This is a genomic window from Herbaspirillum sp. WGmk3 (assembly GCF_023952535.1).
GTDB lineage: Bacteria > Pseudomonadota > Gammaproteobacteria > Burkholderiales > Burkholderiaceae_D > Herbaspirillum > Herbaspirillum huttiense.
This window is the reverse complement of record NZ_JAKYWT010000002.1, coordinates 69,983-85,716: the sequence shown is the minus strand read 5'-3', so window position 1 is coordinate 85,716 and position 15,734 is coordinate 69,983. Positions and strand designations below refer to the sequence as shown.

The following is a 15,734-nucleotide window of genomic DNA, read 5'->3' as shown; positions in this document are numbered from 1 at the left end:
GAGGTTCAGACGGCTTCCTGCCTCTTGCTCTTGAGCTGAGGCTGGGGTTTTCGATAGAGGAACGAACATACCACGACCCAGTAAAGGGCGTAGACGATCACCGACAGCAGCGCCGGCCGGGCGCGGTAGCCGGTCAGGGTCGAGACCAGGCTGCCCAGGGTGGTGGAGTCATCCAGCAGCGCCGAGGTATCCCAGAGCTGGCCAGTCAGGGTCATGGTCCAGTTGGCCGAGGCCAGCATGTCGGAGCTTTCCAGCAATACGTCGAACAGCTTTTCCACGCCGGTGACCAGCAAACCGGCCGCCAGCAACAGCAGAATCACTTCGGTGACCTGGAAGAAACGCCGCCAGGAGAAAATCTTGCCGCCCAGCTGCAGCAGATAGAAGGTCAGGAAAGCCAGTCCGAAACCGATCGCGCCTGCCAGCACCAGCGACGCCGTGCTGGCATCCTGCTGGCCCAGGCCGATGCCGTAGAGGAACACGGCGGTCTCGCTGCCTTCGCGGGCGATCGCCAGCATCACCAGCACGAACACGCCCCACCAGTTGCCACTTTCATAGCTGGACTGCATGGAGCTTTCCATCTCCTTCTTCAAGGTGCGTCCGTGCTTGCGCATCCAGAACACCATCTGCACGATCAGCACCGCCGCAATCAGGACGATGGCTATCTGGAAGTAGGTCTGGGCATCGCCCGAGAGCAGTTCCGAAAAGCCCAGCAGCGCTGCGCCCAGGGCACCCGCCAACACCACGCCGGCAACCACGCCGCCCCACAGATAGGGAATGCCGCGCCGCGCGCCGGCATCGCCGTTCTTCAGCCAGGCATACAGAATGCCGACCACCAGAAGCGCCTCGACGCTTTCGCGCCAGACGATGAACATGACCTGTCCCATGAAACTCTTCCCTTCCTGAAAACCTGGACTTCCCTGCTTCCTTACTGCTTGCGCGCATCCCCTCTTACTTGGCGACGATCACGCCGGGCGGCATGTTGAGGTGGAAGTCATCGAAAAACTTGTATTCGCCCGGACGCAAGGGAGCGATCACCACGAAGGACTGCGCACCCGGTGCCAGCACCTTTTCCTTGCGCAGTTCAACGCTCTCGAACTCGGCGGCGGACTTGCCGATGTTGTGCACTTCGATCTTGATGCGCTGTCCTGCCGGCACTTCGATGCGCGGCGGGATGAGCTTGCCATCCTGCATCTCCAGCTTGAAGGTCAGCAGGTCGGAAGCGCTGGCCTGCACGGCGCTGCCCAGCATGGCCATCGCAGCCAGGGACAGGCAGATCAGTCGGACGATTCTTGCGATCATGAAAACTCCGGAACTCTCAAAACGGTGAAGCCGGTCCGCCATCACGGCGCGGACCGGCATCGCATCACTGCAAACGTGCGGTCTGGATCAAGACCCGGCGACCTGTTTAGTAGCCGCCCTTCTTGCCGATGCCGGCGAAGGTGAAGTCGTAGTTCAGCTCGAAGGTCTTGAACCACGGACCGACGCCGGTTTCCTTGTCGACGTGACGGCCGAAGTGGGCGTGTTCATTGGCTTGCGGCGAGGAGATGGTCAGCTTGAGCTTGTACTTGCCCGGGCCTTCCAGCTTGACGTTGTCGCCGTAGTGCGGACCGTCGTTGGCCACCATGGGCATCATGTCGCCCTTGATGGACTTGGTGGAACCGACCTTGGTCAGTTCGTACTTGATGACCATGTAAGGCATCCAGTCGCCTTCGGCGAAACCATTGGGGTTCTTGGCCACGGCGCGGATATCGGCTTCGAGGTGGATATCGGATTCCTCTGCCTTGCGCATCATGCCGTCCGGCTCCATCTTCACCGGCTGCAGGTAGACGGCGTTGACTTCAAAGCCGTTCTGGATCTGCGGCTTGCCGATGGGGTATTCGGCGGCCGAAGCGGTACCTGCAAAGCACAGTCCGAGTGCTGCGGCGACCGCCAGTTTCTTGAAACCGATCATTGCGTATTCTCCTGGTGACAAATGATAATGATTAGCATTAAGTATATCACCCTTTGAGGCAGCCGACGCCGCACCTTAGTGCAATCCTTCACAGCAATGCTGACCAAAGCGTAAAAACAGGCAAAAAATGAAAAACCGCCCGGCGTTGAAACCGGGCGGTTTTTCAGGGTGCGGAGTGCGCCGGTAGCGGCAGGCTGCCACCGGTGCCGGGTTCAGAATCCGGGAGTCAGGATTCGGAACTCAGCGCTCAGAATTCTTCCAGCTCAGCGATCTGGCCAGCGGCCACCGGTGCTCGCGGTGCCGCCACCGGCTTCACCTCCACGCTGCGCACAGGCATGGCTGCGCGCCCTTCCAGCTTGAAGACGGCAACCACGCTTTCCAGCTTCTCCGCCTGGCCCTGCAAGGCCTGGGCTGCTGCGGCCGCCTCTTCCACCAGCGCCGCATTCTGCTGGGTGCCCTGGTCCATTTGCGAAATGGCCTGGTTGACCTGGGTGATGCCGGCGCTCTGCTCCTCGCTGGCGTCGGCGATGTTGCCCACGATCTGGGTCACGCGCTGCACGCTATCGACGATATCGCTCATGGTGGCGCCCGCCTGCTCGACCAGCTTGCTGCCGCTGCCGACCTTGTCCACGGAGTCGTCGATCAGCTCCTTGATTTCCTTGGCAGCGGCGGCCGAGCGCTGCGCCAGCGAACGAACTTCAGAGGCAACGACGGCAAAACCGCGTCCCTGCTCTCCGGCACGGGCCGCTTCCACTGCCGCATTGAGCGCCAGGATATTGGTCTGGAAGGCAATGCCATCGATGACCGCAATGATGTCGACGATCTTGCGCGAGGAGGCATTGATGGAGTTCATGGTATCGACGACCTGGCGCACCACGTCACCGCCTTGCGAGGCGATGTGCGACGCCGATTGCGCCAGCTCATTGGCCTGACGGGCGTTCTGAGTGTTCTGGAGCACCACCGAGGTCAGCTCCTCCAGGCTGGACGCGCTTTCCTCCAGCGCTGCCGCCTGCTGTTCGGTACGGGCCGACAGGTCGGCATTGCCGGCGGCAATCTGGCGCGCCGCCACGGTTACCGAATCGGTCGAGGTACGGGTCGTCGCCACCACATCGACAATGCGGGCCAGCAGCTTGTTGAAGGCAGCAGCGGTGCGGCCGATTTCATCCATGCGTTCCACCGGCACCGGACGCGACAGGTCCAGCGTCTGGCTGACATGCTCGAAGGTCTGCTGGATCTTGCCCAGGCTGCGCGTGACGCTGCGCAGGGTGCGGATGCCCAGCACGCCGGTCAGCAGCACCGCCACCACGATCACGGCGATCATCGCGCGCAATGCGAAGGCATAGGCGGCATCGCTCTCCTGCTTGACGGTATCGATCATCTGGCGACCCACCAGAATGTGGTCGTCGAAACCCTTCTTGGCAGCAGCCGCCGACACCGCCAGCGGTGTCCCGGCCTGCAGCGTGGCGCGCACGCCGTCCATGTCATTGGCATAAGCCGCGGCGAAGAATGGCACCAGAGCCTTGCGGTAGGCCTCGATGTTGGCCTTGTCGGCCTGGATCAGGGCGCGGTCCTTCTCATCGAAGATGAGATCGCGCTCATAGTGGGCGAATTCCTCATCCAGCGCCTTGTTGGAGGCATCGACCGCCTTCTGCAACGCGGTCTTGTCGGGCAGGTTGGCAAAGACCGAGAGGCGATAGCCGGCCAGGCGTGAATCGGCCAGATAGCCCTTCAGCAGGTTGAGGCTGTCCATGCCCGGAATGATGCGGTTCTGGATCAGTTCCAGACGCTGCTGGGCGCGCTGCAATTGCCAGAGTCCGTCGGCACCGACGAACAGCAGCGCCAGCAGGGCTGTCGAGAGAGTGAGGATGAGGCGCTTGGTAATGGTCATGATGGAAAATTCACCGGAGAAAGGAAAGCGCGCCGCAGCGCGCCGGTTCAGCTACACAACAAAACAAGGAGATGAAGAAACAGGCCCGCTGGCCAACCCGCCCGCCTACGCGGCCAGCGGCGCATCCTGCGCCACGGCACCCAGCAGCTCGCCGTGCTGGCGACAGAAGTCGACGCCGGCGCGATATCCCACGCCGAACAGCAGCTGCATGTTGGAAGCGGACCAGTCCAGCACCTGCGGCCAGTGATCCTGCGGCACTCCGGCCATCAGATCGACCTTGAGCACCTGGCGCAGCGGCGCGCCGGTCGCGGGATCACGGTTGTGTTCCAGCTCGAAGAGACGCTGCTCGGTCTGGGAGATCTTGACCAGCGGCGTGATGATGGAACGCACCCAGGCGTCATACAGGTTGCGCGGCTTGCGGATCAGGCGATCCTCGCCCAAGATGTCCAGCACCACCAGGGTATCGACCTCACCGGCCGGCGCCACGCCGGTGGCCGGATCGGTGATGAAAGGCGTGAAGTTGAGCGTATCGAGCGCCGCGCCTTCGATGTAGTGCTCGCCATCGATCTCGGTGGGTGCATACAGGAAGGGAAAGGACAGCGAGGCCCGCACATGCGCCGCCGTGATCTGCTCCTTGCTCCAGATCTGCATCTGGTGGCGGTCGAGGTTGTAGGCGTTGATGTAGAACTCGGGGCGCATCTGCGGCACCGCCGAAAAATCGATCGATTGCTCGAGGAAGGGAAGATGGGCGCACAGTCCCAGGCTGCCCGAATGCAGGTCGGAAGGTGACAAGGCCGACATCATCAGATGCATCCAGTCATTCCACTTGGCCGAGGCGTCGGCGAAGTGTTGATTGAACATGGCGGCGAAGGGCGAGGCGGCCAGGCCCGGCATCTGCTGCCATTGCGCCAGCATGGCATCGCGGTAGTTCTCCGCCTGCGCCCCCGGCTTTTTGAAGACCTTGTAGTTGACCGGGAACAGCTTGTAGATGCTGTCGGCCACACCCACTTCCGCCCATTGCATCAGTGCGTCCTGCGGCGCGGCGTCGCGCGGTGCGGTCGCCAGCAAGCCCATGAGCACCCCGGCACCGGAGGCCGAGATGACATCGAACTCCACCCCTTCCGCGAGGAAGGCCGCCAGTGCCCCGGCGATCAAGGTCGAATTGGGCGCCCCGCCCCCGATGACCAAGGCCTTTCTGTTTCGTCGTGGCGACACCTTCATTGCACTCCCCTTGTTGAATGCCTGTCCTGATTTTTTTGGATTTTTTGTGCGATGCACCGGAAGCATCGCTGCCACGTACGCGATGACGGTTTACGACGTAATTTCGTCTCAACCTGTGACGCGGCTGTCAGGAATATAGCCGAGCAGCAATGAAGAAATGCTGCAGTGCGAGATTTTATTCACGCATATCTGGCATTCAGAAATTGAATGATCCAGTATCGAGGCCGAGGAGCACGGCAAATGGCGTCGGGAGGGGGCAATCAAGCTTGCGTTGTAATTCTCACGTAAGCTCACTGCGGTAACGCGCGCTCGCGGCGGAATGCGTCGTATCGGGGAGACTCAAGCGCTGCCGGGCTTGGCGAGCGTATTCAATAATGGATTTCTGCACCCTGCTATGTCAAACTTGCCGGAAATCAGAAATGCAACATTCAAAAAACAATACCCAGTCCCGCACATAACGCATGTCTCGCCCCAGCATATTGATGGTCGATCCCAGTCCGGAGTCGGTGGAACTGGCGCGCTTCAGCCTTTGGCGCAGCAAGCTGGAGTGCGACTTCGGCTGGTTCGAAGATGCGGAACGGGCCATGGAATCGCTGTTCAGCCCGCACGCACAACACCACCCCGACACCCTGCCCTGCCTGATCCTGCTGGAACCCCGCCTGCCGCGCATGGAAGGCCTGGACCTGCTGCACATGCTGCGCAGCCAGCCACATACACAGACCCTGCCGGTCATCATGTTTGCCACGTCCTACGACGAAACCGACGCCACCCGCTCGCGAGAAGCGGGGGCCAATGACTATCTGGTCAAACCGGTGGATGCAAGGGAGTTCATGCTGCTGATCAACCAGACCGTGAATTACTGGCTGCAACATCCTCCGGTGACAACAGAACCAGGCTGATCCTGCGACGACACCCTGCCTGCCGCACGGAGCGACACCACAGAGAAGACACCGGAAAACAAAAACGGAAGCAGAAAAGACAAAAGGGTCCATCTTGCGATGGACCCTTTAAATCTGGTGCGGCTGGCAGGAATCGAACCCACGACCCCTTGGTTCGTAGCCAAGTACTCTATCCAGCTGAGCTACAGCCGCGAAAAACAAAATTATAGCAGCATGTTTTCCCGTTTGGGAAGGCCCTTTTTGAAATTTTTTTGCCTGACGAGAAATTCGGCTTTTCTTCCCTCTTCATCCCATGGGTCCTGAACGCCACGGCCACCGAACGCCAACGGCGCATCTACGCTATTGATGCAGGATGGATGACCAGCCGGTCCCTCACAGCTATTATGAAGGAATATTCACCACCGTTGACCTGATCCGCCCCGAATGTCCGATCCAGCTGCCCCCGCCCTGTCCGCCGCTTTTCGCCTACGTGAAGAAGAACGCACGCGCATCGCCCGCGATCTGCATGATGAGCTGGGCGCGCAGCTGACCGGCATCGGCATGGCGCTGGGCCAGTTGCGCGAACAGCTGGCCTTGGAGCGCCATGCCGCCCTGCCCCAAGCCGACTACGCGGCGCAATTGCTGCAGCAGGCACGCGAGGGCATGGAGCGCATCATTGACGATCTGCATCCGCCCATCGTCGAGTTCGGCCTGGCCGATGCCCTGCGCTGGCAGTGCCGCCACTTCAGCCGCCAGAGCGGAGTGGATTGCCGGTTCCTGGCCACGGATCAGTTGGCAGTACAGGACGACTTCCTGGTACTGAGCCTGCTGCGCATCCTGCGGGAGGCACTCAACAATATTGCGAGACACGCTGCCGCCAGTCAGGTCGAGGTTCGCGTGGAGCAGACCCGCGACAGCCTGCATCTGCACATCGACGACAACGGCCGTGGCTTCGACCCCGCCGCTACCGGGCGCGATGGCAGGCGTGGCCATGGCCTGGCCAACATGCGCCAGCGCGCCGCAGCCCTGGGCGGCAGCGCCGCATGGGAGGCGCGCGCAGGACATGGTTCTCGCGTACATATCTGCATACCTGTCGCACACTGAATGAACGCTATAGAATACGCCCTCGCCTTCAGCAGCATGCAGCAAGGCTTCCAGAGGAGTGTCGCCGTCCGCCCATGAGCAAGAAATCCACCGCCGCCATCAAGGTCCTGATCGCCGACGACCACGCCATCGTGCGCGAAGGCCTGCGCCAGATCTGCGCCGGCAGCAAGGACATCGTCGTGGCCGGCAATGCCGCCAACGGGCTGGAGGCCATCAAGCTGGCCCGCGAAGGCAATGGCGATGTCATGTTGCTGGACATCGTGCTGCCCGACCGCAGCGGTATCGATATCCTCAAGCAGATCCGCAAGGAACAGCCGGACCTGCCGGTGCTGATCCTGTCCATCCATCGCGAAGACCAATACGCGATCCGCTCGCTCAAGGCGGGGGCCGCCGGTTTCCTGAACAAGCAGGCCAGCCCGGGTGAGCTGCTGGCCGCCATCCGCCAGGCGGCGGCCGGGCGCAAGTACGTGAGCCCCTCGCTGGCGCAGGAACTGGCCAACCAGATCGGCTTCGACCACGACACCCCGCTGCATGAAACCCTCTCCGACCGGGAATACCAGACCATGGTCATGATCGCCTCCGGCAAGACCGTCAGCGACATCGCCAGCGAACTGCTGCTGTCGGTCAAGACCATCAGCATGTATCGCTCGCGCGTGCTGGCCAAAATGAAGATGCGCCACAACGCGGAACTCACCCACTACGCACTCAAGAACAATCTGGTCGAGTAAGCCATCGCCACGCTCCCGTCACGCGGGAAGCGCTGGCTTCCCAGTTGGAAAGGGGCTTTTCTCCTCCTATTAAATGCATCCAGAGAACAGGCGCTGACGTACAATTAGTTGTCATTTTTGCCTCTCCCTTCCGGGCGAGCGGCAACGGACTGCAACTGAGGGGGGAGACCAGGGTGCGTCCGCACGATGATCGGGGTGGAAGGCCGTGCTCAAGCAATGCCTGCCTGCGCCGATACCGTAGGAAATTCCCCGTGGCACACAGACAATCACACCAACAATACAGTCACCAGCCGGCATGTCCAAGAAACCGACCACGCTCACGCCCGTCGAGATCGCCCGAGAAGCTTTCCAGAGGCTTGGGGCGCGTCGCATCTCGCCTACCCCGGATGCCTATCGCATCGCCTACGAGGAAATCCAGGGGGGCATGCCCGGCGTGACGGCCGAGTCGGTACTGAGTACCTTCGCCACCAAGCTCTCGCGCCAGCCAGGGGAAAACGGATTGCTGGGCACGCGCCTGGTGCGCGCCCGCGAGAATGGCGACTGGACCGAGTTCGAGCGCCAGTTGATCGAGTTCGCTGACGCCAACTGGCAGAGCCGACCCATCGTACCGGCCAAACCGGCCGTGCCGCATGGTGAACTGGTGCCGATCGACCTGGAACGGCAATTCATCCGCGACAGCATCAAGGAGAAGATGCTGCGCGAAATGCTGGCCCGCATCCTGGTCTTCAACCTGCCCTCGCTGCTCTCGACCGCACCGGAACTGGCCAACGAGTCGCGCAACAGCGGCCAGGATCTCAAAATGGCGTTCTCCGAGCAGGCGATGAACGAGATCATCACCCGCGTCAAGCAGCTGAGCTTCCAGATCGAGCTCAAGACCGACGACATGGCCCAGCAGCAGGAATTGCTGATGCGCCTGTTCCAGCTGCTGCTGGAAAACATCAACGGGCTACTGGAACAAGGCTCCTGGCTGTCGAGCCAGATCGAAACCGTACAGAGCCTGATCGCCGGTCCGCTCAGCAATACCTCGCTGGCCGATGCCACCAAGAACCTCAAGGAAGTGATCTACAAGCAGGGCCTGCTGAAGAACACGCTGTCCGAGGAAAAAGTGGTGGTCAAGAACATGATGCTGACCTTCGTGGACCGGCTCTCGGCCATGGTCTCCACCACCGACAACTACCAGCGCACCATTCGCGGCTTCTCGCAGCAGATCAGCCAGGCCGGCAACATCGCCGATCTGAACAGCGTGCTCAGCGAAATCATGACCGAGACGCAGAAGGCCCAGGAAGAAGCCACCCGCTCGCGCGACGCCATGGTCGATGCGCGCCAGGAAGTGGAAAAAGCCGAAGAACGTATCCAGGCGCTGGAACAGCAATTGCAGCAGATGGGTGAACTGGTGCGCGAAGACCAGTTGACGGGCAGCCTCAACCGGCGCGGCATGGATGAATCCCTGGATCGCGAGATCGCCAACGCCCTGCGCCGCGAAACGCCACTGTGTGTGGCCTTGCTGGACCTGGATGATTTCAAGCGCATCAATGACACGCATGGTCACGCCACCGGCGACGAAGTGCTGGTGCACTTGGTGCAGGTGATCCGGGAAACCTTGCGCAAGCTGGATGTGATTGCGCGTTTCGGCGGCGAAGAGTTCGTCATCCTCATGCCGGAGACCAGCCCGCAGGATGCGGTGCAGATCATCACCCGCGTACAGCGCGAACTGACCAAGCGCATCTTCATGCATGAAAGCCAGCGCCTGCTGATTACCTTCAGTGCCGGCGTGTCGGTCTATCATCCCGGCGAGAGCCAGGCCGAATTGCTCAAGCGCACCGACGTGGCGCTGTACAAGGCAAAGAATGCCGGCAAGAACCGCATCGTCTTTGCCGATCCGCCGGCGGACGCTCCCAGCCTGCCGTCGCCGGACTGAAGGGATCCGCTGCCGGCGCTTCAGCGCCGCATGTCCGCCAGCGCACGCTGCCAGCTGCGCCAGCCGGCCATCGCCATCAGCACGAACAGTGCGTACAGGATGGCGGTGAGCGTCAGGTGCTTGTAGAGATACAGGCCGACGTAGAGCACGTCCACCGCGATCCAGACCAGCCAGTTTTCCAGCTTCTTCCGAGACAACAGGAACTGCCCGACCAGGCTGCCCGCCGTGAGGAAGCCATCCATATGCGGCACATCGGTGTCGGTATAACGCTGCAGGAACCAGGACAGCAGCAGCCACCCGCCCAGCCAGGCGACTGCCATGATTGCCCAGCCACGTGCGGCCAACTGCGATACCTGCAAAGCCTGGTGCTGGTCGCCGCCACGCAGCCACTGCGTCCAGCCCCATACTGACACTGCCACGAAGACGAACTGCAAGCCGGCGTCGCCATAGAGGCGCGCATCGGCGAAGACGGCCGCGTACAACAACGAAGAGAGAATCGAAAACAGCCATGCCCAGTGATTCTGGCGAATATTGAGCCAGACCGTGATCACGGCCAGCGCGAAGGAGACCAGTTCCAGTGGCGTGGTGCTCAGGCCAAGCCACACCAGCGGGGTATCAGGACGCATGTGAAGGAAAAAACTGCAGGTGCTCAGCGCGAGGCGACACGGCCACCGGCGGCGGGCGCATTGGCCGGCACGGAGACACTGTTGGGCTGCCCGGAACCAGGCATGTAGGGATTCGGATTGACGGCTGCCGCAGGCTTGCCGGAGCTGCCATCGAGCAGCTGAATGAAGATTTCGTTCTGGCGGATCATGCCCAGCTCAAAGCGTGCACGTTCCTCGACGGCCCCCTTGGACTGCTTCAGGTCGTCCACTTCAGAGGACAGCTTGGCGTTGCGTTCCTTGAGTTCGTCGTTCTTCTTGTGTGCCAGTTGAACCTGGCGGTCGAGCTCCCAGACCTTGAACCAGCCACCCTTCCCCAGCCAAAGAGGATACTGGATCACGACCAGCAGGAAGGACAGGCAAAGGATGATCAGGCGCATAGCCGGGAGCTCTCGATGCGGTGCCTGCCTTCAGGGTCGGCACCGCAAGCTTGTTTACTTCAGGTTGTAGAACGCAGCGCGGCCGGGGTAGCTGGCGATGTCGCCCAGATCTTCTTCGATACGCAGCAGCTGGTTGTACTTGGCCATGCGATCCGAACGCGACATGGAGCCGGTCTTGATCTGCAGGGCGTTCATGCCCACGGCGATATCGGCGATGGTCGAGTCTTCGGTTTCGCCCGAACGGTGCGAGATCACGGCGGTGTAGCCAGCGCGCTTGGCCATTTCGATGGCGGCGAAGGTCTCGGTCAGGGTGCCGATCTGGTTGATCTTGATGAGGATCGAGTTGCCGATGCCCTTGTCGATACCTTCCTTGAGGATCTTGGTGTTGGTGACGAACAGGTCGTCGCCCACCAGTTGCACCTTCTTGCCCAGGGTTTCGGTCAAGAGCTTCCAGCCGGCCCAGTCGTTCTCGGCCATGCCGTCTTCGATGCTGATGATCGGGTACTTGTCGCACCAGGATGCCAGCAGGCCGGTCTTTTGCGCCGGGGTCAGCACCATGTTTTCACCGGCCAGGTGATAGTTGCCGTCCTTGTAGTACTCGGAAGCGGCGCAGTCCAGGCCCAGGGCAATCTGGGTGCCCGGCTCGTAGCCGGCCTTCTCGATGGCTTCGATGATCAGCTTGATGGCTTCTTCGTGGCTCGAGACGTTCGGGGCGAAGCCGCCTTCGTCGCCGACGGAGGTGGCGAGGCCGCGGTCGTGCAGGATCTTCTTGAGGGTGTGGAACACCTCGGCGCCGTAGCGCAGGGCTTCACGGAAGCTCGGTGCGCCGACCGGGATGATCATGAATTCCTGGATATCCAGGTTGTTGTCGGCGTGGGCACCGCCGTTGATGACGTTCATCATCGGCACCGGCATCTGCATGGAGCCGCTGCCACCGAAGTAACGGTACAGGGGCAGGCCCGATTCTTCGGCAGCGGCCTTGGCCACGGCCATCGAGACGGCCAGCATGGCGTTGGCACCCAGGCGGCTCTTGTTCTCGGTGCCGTCCAGGTCGATCAGGGTGCGATCCAGGAAGGCTTGCTCATTGGCGTCCAGGCCCATGATGGCTTCCGAGATCTCGGTGTTGATGTTTTCGCAGGCTTGCAGCACGCCCTTGCCGAAGTAGCGGCTCTTGTCGCCGTCGCGCAGTTCGATCGCTTCGCGCGAACCGGTGGAGGCGCCCGAAGGCACGGCAGCGCGGCCCAGCACGCCGGATTCCAGCAGCACGTCGCATTCCACGGTCGGATTGCCACGCGAGTCGATCACTTCGCGGCCGATAATATCAACGATTGCACTCATTCCAGATCTCCATCGAGGTTTTAAAAATTGTTGGCGGGTGCAGGCCCGGTGGCCGGGACAGCCGCACCCTGTCAGCGTGCGTTGCGCCCATGATGAAACGGCCGCCGGGCGGCAGCCGTTTCATGCACACATCAGGAAAAATTGTTTTCCAGGAAGCCTGCCTTCTTCACGATGCGATCCAGATCGATCATCGTGCCCAGCAAATCCTTCATGCGCGCCAGTGGCACGGCATTGGGACCATCCGACTTGGCTTCGGCGGGGTTCGGGTGGGTTTCCATGAACACACCCGAAATGCCGACGGCAATGGCGGCGCGCGCCAGCACCGGCACGAACTCGCGCTGACCGCCTGACGACGTGCCCTGCCCGCCCGGCAGCTGCACCGAATGGGTGGCATCAAACACCACCGGAGCGCCGGTTTCGCGCATGATGGCCAGGCTGCGCATATCGGACACCAGGTTGTTGTAGCCGAACGAAGCGCCGCGCTCGCAGGCCATGAACTGGTCGGTCGGCAGCCCGGCTTCCTTGGCAGCAGCACGGGCCTTGTCGATGACGTTGACCATGTCGTGCGGTGCCAGGAACTGGCCCTTCTTGATATTGACCGGCTTGCCCGATTGCGCACAGGCGCGGATGAAGTCGGTCTGGCGGCACAGGAAGGCCGGCGTCTGCAGCACATCCACCACGGCGGCCACGGGCTTGATCTCGTCGATCTCGTGGATGTCGGTGAGAACCGGCACACCGATTTCCTTCTTGACCTTGGCCAGGATCTCCAGACCCTTCTCCATGCCCAGGCCACGGAACGAGGTACCCGAAGAACGGTTGGCCTTGTCGAAGGACGACTTGTAGATGAACGGGATACCCAGTTCCGTCGTGATCTCCTTCAGGGTACCGGCGGTGTCGAGCGCCATCTGCTCGGACTCGATCACGCAGGTGCCGGCGATCAGGAAGAACGGGTGTTCCAGACCGACATCAAAACCGCACAGTTTCATGCTTTGCCCTTTGCAGCGGCATCCTGCTGCAACTCGGCGTGATGCGCCAGGGCTGCACGGATGTAGGAAATGAACAGCGGATGGCCATCACGCGGGGTGGACTTGAACTCCGGGTGATATTGCACGCCGATGTAGAACGGGTGAGCGTTCTCGCCGGTGCGCGGCAGTTCCATGATTTCGCACAGGTCTTCGGTCGGGGTACGGGCCGAAACCACCATGCCGGCTTCTTCCACACGGGTCAGGTAGAAGTTGTTGGCTTCATAGCGATGGCGGTGACGCTCGGTCACGCTGTCGCCATAGATCTCTGCCGCCAGGGTACCCGGCTTGACCGCACAGGTCTGCGCGCCCAGGCGCATGGTGCCGCCCAGGTCGGAATTGGCATCGCGACGCTCGACCTTGCCATCATGGTTCTGCCATTCGTCGATCAGGGCCACCACCGGTTGCTCGGTATCCGGATCGAACTCGGTCGAGTTGGCCTTGGACAGGCCGGCCTTGTTGCGCGCGTATTCCAGCAGGGCCACTTGCATGCCCAAGCAGATGCCCAGATACGGAACCTTGTTCTCACGGGCGTAGCGGGCGGCGGCAATCTTGCCTTCCACGCCGCGCTTGCCGAAGCCGCCCGGCACCAGGATGGCATCGTACTTGTTCAGGCTGTCGGTGCCGTTGGCTTCGATCTCTTCCGAATCCAGATACTCGATGTTGACGCGGCTGCCGGTATGGATGCCGGCGTGGCGCAGCGCTTCGGTCAGGGACTTGTAGGACTCGGTCAGGTCGACATACTTGCCGACCATGCCGATGGTGACTTCGTGCGAAGGATTGTTCTGCGCATCGATCAGCTTGTCCCACATTGACAGATCGGCCGGCTTGGGCGACAGGCCCAGCTTTTCGCAGATGATGGTATCCAAACCCTGGTCGTGCAGCATCTGCGGAATCTTGTAGATGCTATCGGCATCCCACACCGAAATGACGGCGTCGGCGGCGACGTTGGAGAACAGCGAGATCTTGTCGCGTTCGTCGTCAGGAATGCGGCGGTCGGCACGGCACAGCAGCGCGTCGGGCGAAATGCCGATCTCGCGCAGCTTCTGCACGCTGTGCTGGGTGGGCTTGGTCTTGAGTTCGCCGGCCGAGGCCAGGAACGGCACCAGGGTCAGGTGGACGAAGGCGGTGGCGTTGCGGCCGGAGCGCAGGCTCAGCTGGCGCGCAGCTTCCAGGAAGGGCAGCGACTCGATGTCACCGACGGTACCGCCGATTTCCACCAGCGCCACTTCGAAACCTTCGGCACCACGATGGATGAATTCCTGGATCTCGTTGGTAATGTGCGGGATCACCTGGACGGTCTTGCCCAGGTATTCGCCACGGCGTTCCTTGCGGATCACCGATTCATACACCTGGCCGGTGGTGAAATTGTTCACCTTCTTCATCTTGGCCGAGATGAAACGCTCGTAGTGGCCCAGGTCGAGGTCGGTTTCGGCGCCGTCATCGGTGACGAACACTTCACCGTGCTGCAACGGGCTCATCGTGCCGGGGTCGACGTTGATGTAGGGATCGAGCTTCAGGAGGGTGACTTTGAGGCCGCGCGATTCGAGGATCGCAGCGAGGGACGCGGCGGCAATCCCTTTACCCAGGGAAGACACGACGCCGCCAGTGACAAATACAAACTTGGTCATTACAGATGAGTGCCGAACGGCACATGCGGGAAATTCAAATTATACCCCAAAACCGGCTCGTTTTTTAAGCCTGCTTGCGATTAGTGTCTCGCCATCGACAAACTTGCAGCAGGAAAACATGCCCGGCCGCCGGGAATGGCTTCTTGACCATCATCCCGGCAGATTGGTTCATCTCCGCGCTATTTAACCTGAAGCCCCCTGCCCTGCAACAGCTGCCCGATCATGGCGTGCGTGGCTTGGGCCGCCTCCACCGGCGACTCCATCGGGAACAGGTGCCCTCCGGCGATCTGCAGGAAATTCGGTCCGACCAGCCGGCGCGTGGCGTCCAGTCCGGCCAGGCGGCACTCGACCGAATCGACGCCACCGACGAAGCCCACCGGCACCGGATAGGTCTGGCGCGCCAGACGCCCGAGGTGATGCGGAATGGTGCGGTAGACCGCCGTTTCGGTCTCCCTCGAGAAGCGCAGCCTGACGCCCCCGCCCGGCTGGGGCACCAGCCCATGCTGCACGTAGTCGCGCAGCACCTGCTGCGGCCACGCAGCAAACAGGGACTTGGCCGCGTAATGCTGATAAGCCGCTTCCATGTCGGGCCAGTTGTCGCGGCGGCGCGCCGAGGCCACCGAGGGCGAATGGCGGCTCTCGTATTTGAGGATCTTAGCCAGACGCAGCAGGTGCGCACGCCAGCCAGCCACGATGGGCGAATCCAGCAGCACCACGCAGCGCACCAGCGCAGGCCGCTTGCGCGCAGCCATCAGCGCCAGGATACCGCCCATGGAATGGCCGACCAGGATCACCGGTTCGGTGTAGCTGCGCTCCAGCTCCTCGCGCAGCTCGCGGGCCAGGGTACGCCAGCCGTCATCGACCGGGAAGCGCGGATTGTGGGCGTGGATCGGCAAGGCACGCACATCGTAATGGGCGCGCAGCTGCTCGAAGAACATGCCGTAAGTCCCCGCCGGATAGCTGTTGGCGTGGGCGAAATGAAGAATCGGATGGCTCATGGAAAGGCACAGGCT

15 protein-coding genes and 1 tRNA gene are annotated in these 15,734 nt (G+C 61.7%); 4 read left to right on the top strand and 12 right to left on the bottom strand.

The window, feature by feature from the left end:
* Window positions 1–5: 5 nt before the first annotated feature.
* The 5 genes from MKD49_RS06420 to MKD49_RS06400 form a co-directional block, all read right to left on the bottom strand.
* A complete protein-coding gene (locus MKD49_RS06420; RefSeq protein ID WP_121041660.1) occupies window positions 6–884 on the bottom strand; it encodes an FTR1 family protein in 879 nt (292 codons plus the stop codon).
* A 64-nt stretch (window positions 885–948) separates the two neighbouring features.
* A complete protein-coding gene (locus MKD49_RS06415; protein WP_039785565.1) occupies window positions 949–1,299 on the bottom strand; it encodes a cupredoxin domain-containing protein in 351 nt (116 codons plus the stop codon).
* 106 nt (window positions 1,300–1,405) lie between these two features.
* Window positions 1,406–1,951 carry an iron transporter gene (locus MKD49_RS06410; RefSeq protein WP_039785564.1) on the bottom strand — a complete coding sequence of 182 codons (546 nt, stop codon included), beginning with the start codon at window positions 1,949–1,951 and terminating at the stop codon, window positions 1,406–1,408.
* 247 nt (window positions 1,952–2,198) lie between these two features.
* Entirely contained in the window at window positions 2,199–3,839 is a 1,641-nt protein-coding gene (locus tag MKD49_RS06405; RefSeq protein WP_121041662.1) for a methyl-accepting chemotaxis protein, read from the bottom strand.
* 105 nt (window positions 3,840–3,944) lie between these two features.
* Window positions 3,945–5,060 (bottom strand): patatin-like phospholipase family protein, encoded by a 1,116-nt coding sequence (locus MKD49_RS06400; protein WP_121041664.1) that lies wholly within the window; start codon window positions 5,058–5,060, stop codon window positions 3,945–3,947.
* Window positions 5,061–5,521: 461 nt separating this feature from the next.
* Here MKD49_RS06400 and MKD49_RS06395 point away from each other — a divergent pair, with 461 nt between their 5' ends.
* Complete coding sequence (locus MKD49_RS06395; protein WP_209581517.1) at window positions 5,522–5,959, top strand: response regulator; 438 nt, start codon at window positions 5,522–5,524, stop codon at window positions 5,957–5,959.
* A gap of 115 nt (window positions 5,960–6,074) precedes the next feature.
* Here MKD49_RS06395 and MKD49_RS06390 read toward each other — a convergent pair.
* A tRNA-Arg gene (locus MKD49_RS06390) sits at window positions 6,075–6,151 on the bottom strand.
* 231 nt (window positions 6,152–6,382) lie between these two features.
* On the opposite strand from MKD49_RS06390, the gene MKD49_RS06385 reads away from it, so the two are divergent.
* The 3 genes from MKD49_RS06385 (at window position 6,383) to MKD49_RS06375 (ending at window position 9,688) form a co-directional block, all read left to right on the top strand.
* Complete coding sequence (locus tag MKD49_RS06385; RefSeq protein ID WP_252695817.1) at window positions 6,383–7,042, top strand: sensor histidine kinase; 660 nt, start codon at window positions 6,383–6,385, stop codon at window positions 7,040–7,042.
* Window positions 7,043–7,116: 74 nt separating this feature from the next.
* Entirely contained in the window at window positions 7,117–7,770 is a 654-nt protein-coding gene (locus MKD49_RS06380; RefSeq protein ID WP_121041669.1) for a response regulator transcription factor, read from the top strand.
* A 295-nt stretch (window positions 7,771–8,065) separates the two neighbouring features.
* Complete coding sequence (locus MKD49_RS06375; RefSeq protein ID WP_034332073.1) at window positions 8,066–9,688, top strand: GGDEF domain-containing protein; 1,623 nt, start codon at window positions 8,066–8,068, stop codon at window positions 9,686–9,688.
* A 20-nt stretch (window positions 9,689–9,708) separates the two neighbouring features.
* Here MKD49_RS06375 and pnuC read toward each other — a convergent pair whose 3' ends face one another.
* From pnuC to MKD49_RS06345, 6 genes are all read right to left on the bottom strand, one after another.
* Complete coding sequence (pnuC, locus tag MKD49_RS06370; RefSeq protein WP_134135877.1) at window positions 9,709–10,314, bottom strand: nicotinamide riboside transporter PnuC; 606 nt, start codon at window positions 10,312–10,314, stop codon at window positions 9,709–9,711.
* 23 nt (window positions 10,315–10,337) lie between these two features.
* Window positions 10,338–10,730 (bottom strand): cell division protein FtsB, encoded by a 393-nt coding sequence (gene ftsB, locus MKD49_RS06365; protein ID WP_121041673.1) that lies wholly within the window; start codon window positions 10,728–10,730, stop codon window positions 10,338–10,340.
* A gap of 54 nt (window positions 10,731–10,784) precedes the next feature.
* Window positions 10,785–12,068, bottom strand: a complete 1,284-nt coding sequence (gene eno, locus MKD49_RS06360) for a phosphopyruvate hydratase (protein ID WP_039785546.1) — start codon at window positions 12,066–12,068, stop codon at window positions 10,785–10,787.
* A gap of 131 nt (window positions 12,069–12,199) precedes the next feature.
* On the bottom strand, window positions 12,200–13,054 hold the full coding sequence (kdsA, locus tag MKD49_RS06355; protein WP_121041675.1) for a 3-deoxy-8-phosphooctulonate synthase: 855 nt from the start codon (window positions 13,052–13,054) through the stop codon (window positions 12,200–12,202).
* Window positions 13,051–14,721, bottom strand: coding sequence for a CTP synthase (locus tag MKD49_RS06350; protein WP_039785542.1), 1,671 nt, complete (start codon window positions 14,719–14,721; stop codon window positions 13,051–13,053). Before MKD49_RS06350 ends, kdsA begins: the two co-directional genes overlap by 4 nt.
* Before the next feature lie 179 nt (window positions 14,722–14,900).
* Entirely contained in the window at window positions 14,901–15,719 is an 819-nt protein-coding gene (locus MKD49_RS06345) for an alpha/beta fold hydrolase (RefSeq protein ID WP_199725069.1), read from the bottom strand.
* Between the last annotated feature and the right edge of the window lie 15 nt (window positions 15,720–15,734).

Bases quoted from the DNA above. Each gene is read 5' to 3' on its own strand.
- MKD49_RS06420 (WP_121041660.1), bottom strand. From the start codon at position 884: ATGGGACAGGTCATGTTCATCGTCTGGCGCGAAAGCGTCGAGGCGCTT.
- MKD49_RS06380 (WP_121041669.1), top strand. From the start codon at position 7,117: ATGAGCAAGAAATCCACCGCCGCCATCAAGGTCCTGATCGCCGACGAC.
- kdsA (WP_121041675.1), bottom strand. From the start codon at position 13,054: ATGAAACTGTGCGGTTTTGATGTCGGTCTGGAACACCCGTTCTTCCTG.
- MKD49_RS06405 (WP_121041662.1), bottom strand. From the start codon at position 3,839: ATGACCATTACCAAGCGCCTCATCCTCACTCTCTCGACAGCCCTGCTG.
- pnuC (WP_134135877.1), bottom strand. From the start codon at position 10,314: ATGCGTCCTGATACCCCGCTGGTGTGGCTTGGCCTGAGCACCACGCCA.
- ftsB (WP_121041673.1), bottom strand. From the start codon at position 10,730: ATGCGCCTGATCATCCTTTGCCTGTCCTTCCTGCTGGTCGTGATCCAG.
- MKD49_RS06400 (WP_121041664.1), bottom strand. From the start codon at position 5,060: ATGAAGGTGTCGCCACGACGAAACAGAAAGGCCTTGGTCATCGGGGGC.
- MKD49_RS06375 (WP_034332073.1), top strand. From the start codon at position 8,066: ATGTCCAAGAAACCGACCACGCTCACGCCCGTCGAGATCGCCCGAGAA.
- MKD49_RS06395 (WP_209581517.1), top strand. From the start codon at position 5,522: ATGTCTCGCCCCAGCATATTGATGGTCGATCCCAGTCCGGAGTCGGTG.
- MKD49_RS06385 (WP_252695817.1), top strand. From the start codon at position 6,383: ATGTCCGATCCAGCTGCCCCCGCCCTGTCCGCCGCTTTTCGCCTACGT.
- MKD49_RS06410 (WP_039785564.1), bottom strand. From the start codon at position 1,951: ATGATCGGTTTCAAGAAACTGGCGGTCGCCGCAGCACTCGGACTGTGC.
- eno (WP_039785546.1), bottom strand. From the start codon at position 12,068: ATGAGTGCAATCGTTGATATTATCGGCCGCGAAGTGATCGACTCGCGT.
- MKD49_RS06415 (WP_039785565.1), bottom strand. From the start codon at position 1,299: ATGATCGCAAGAATCGTCCGACTGATCTGCCTGTCCCTGGCTGCGATG.
- MKD49_RS06350 (WP_039785542.1), bottom strand. From the start codon at position 14,721: ATGACCAAGTTTGTATTTGTCACTGGCGGCGTCGTGTCTTCCCTGGGT.
- MKD49_RS06345 (WP_199725069.1), bottom strand. From the start codon at position 15,719: ATGAGCCATCCGATTCTTCATTTCGCCCACGCCAACAGCTATCCGGCG.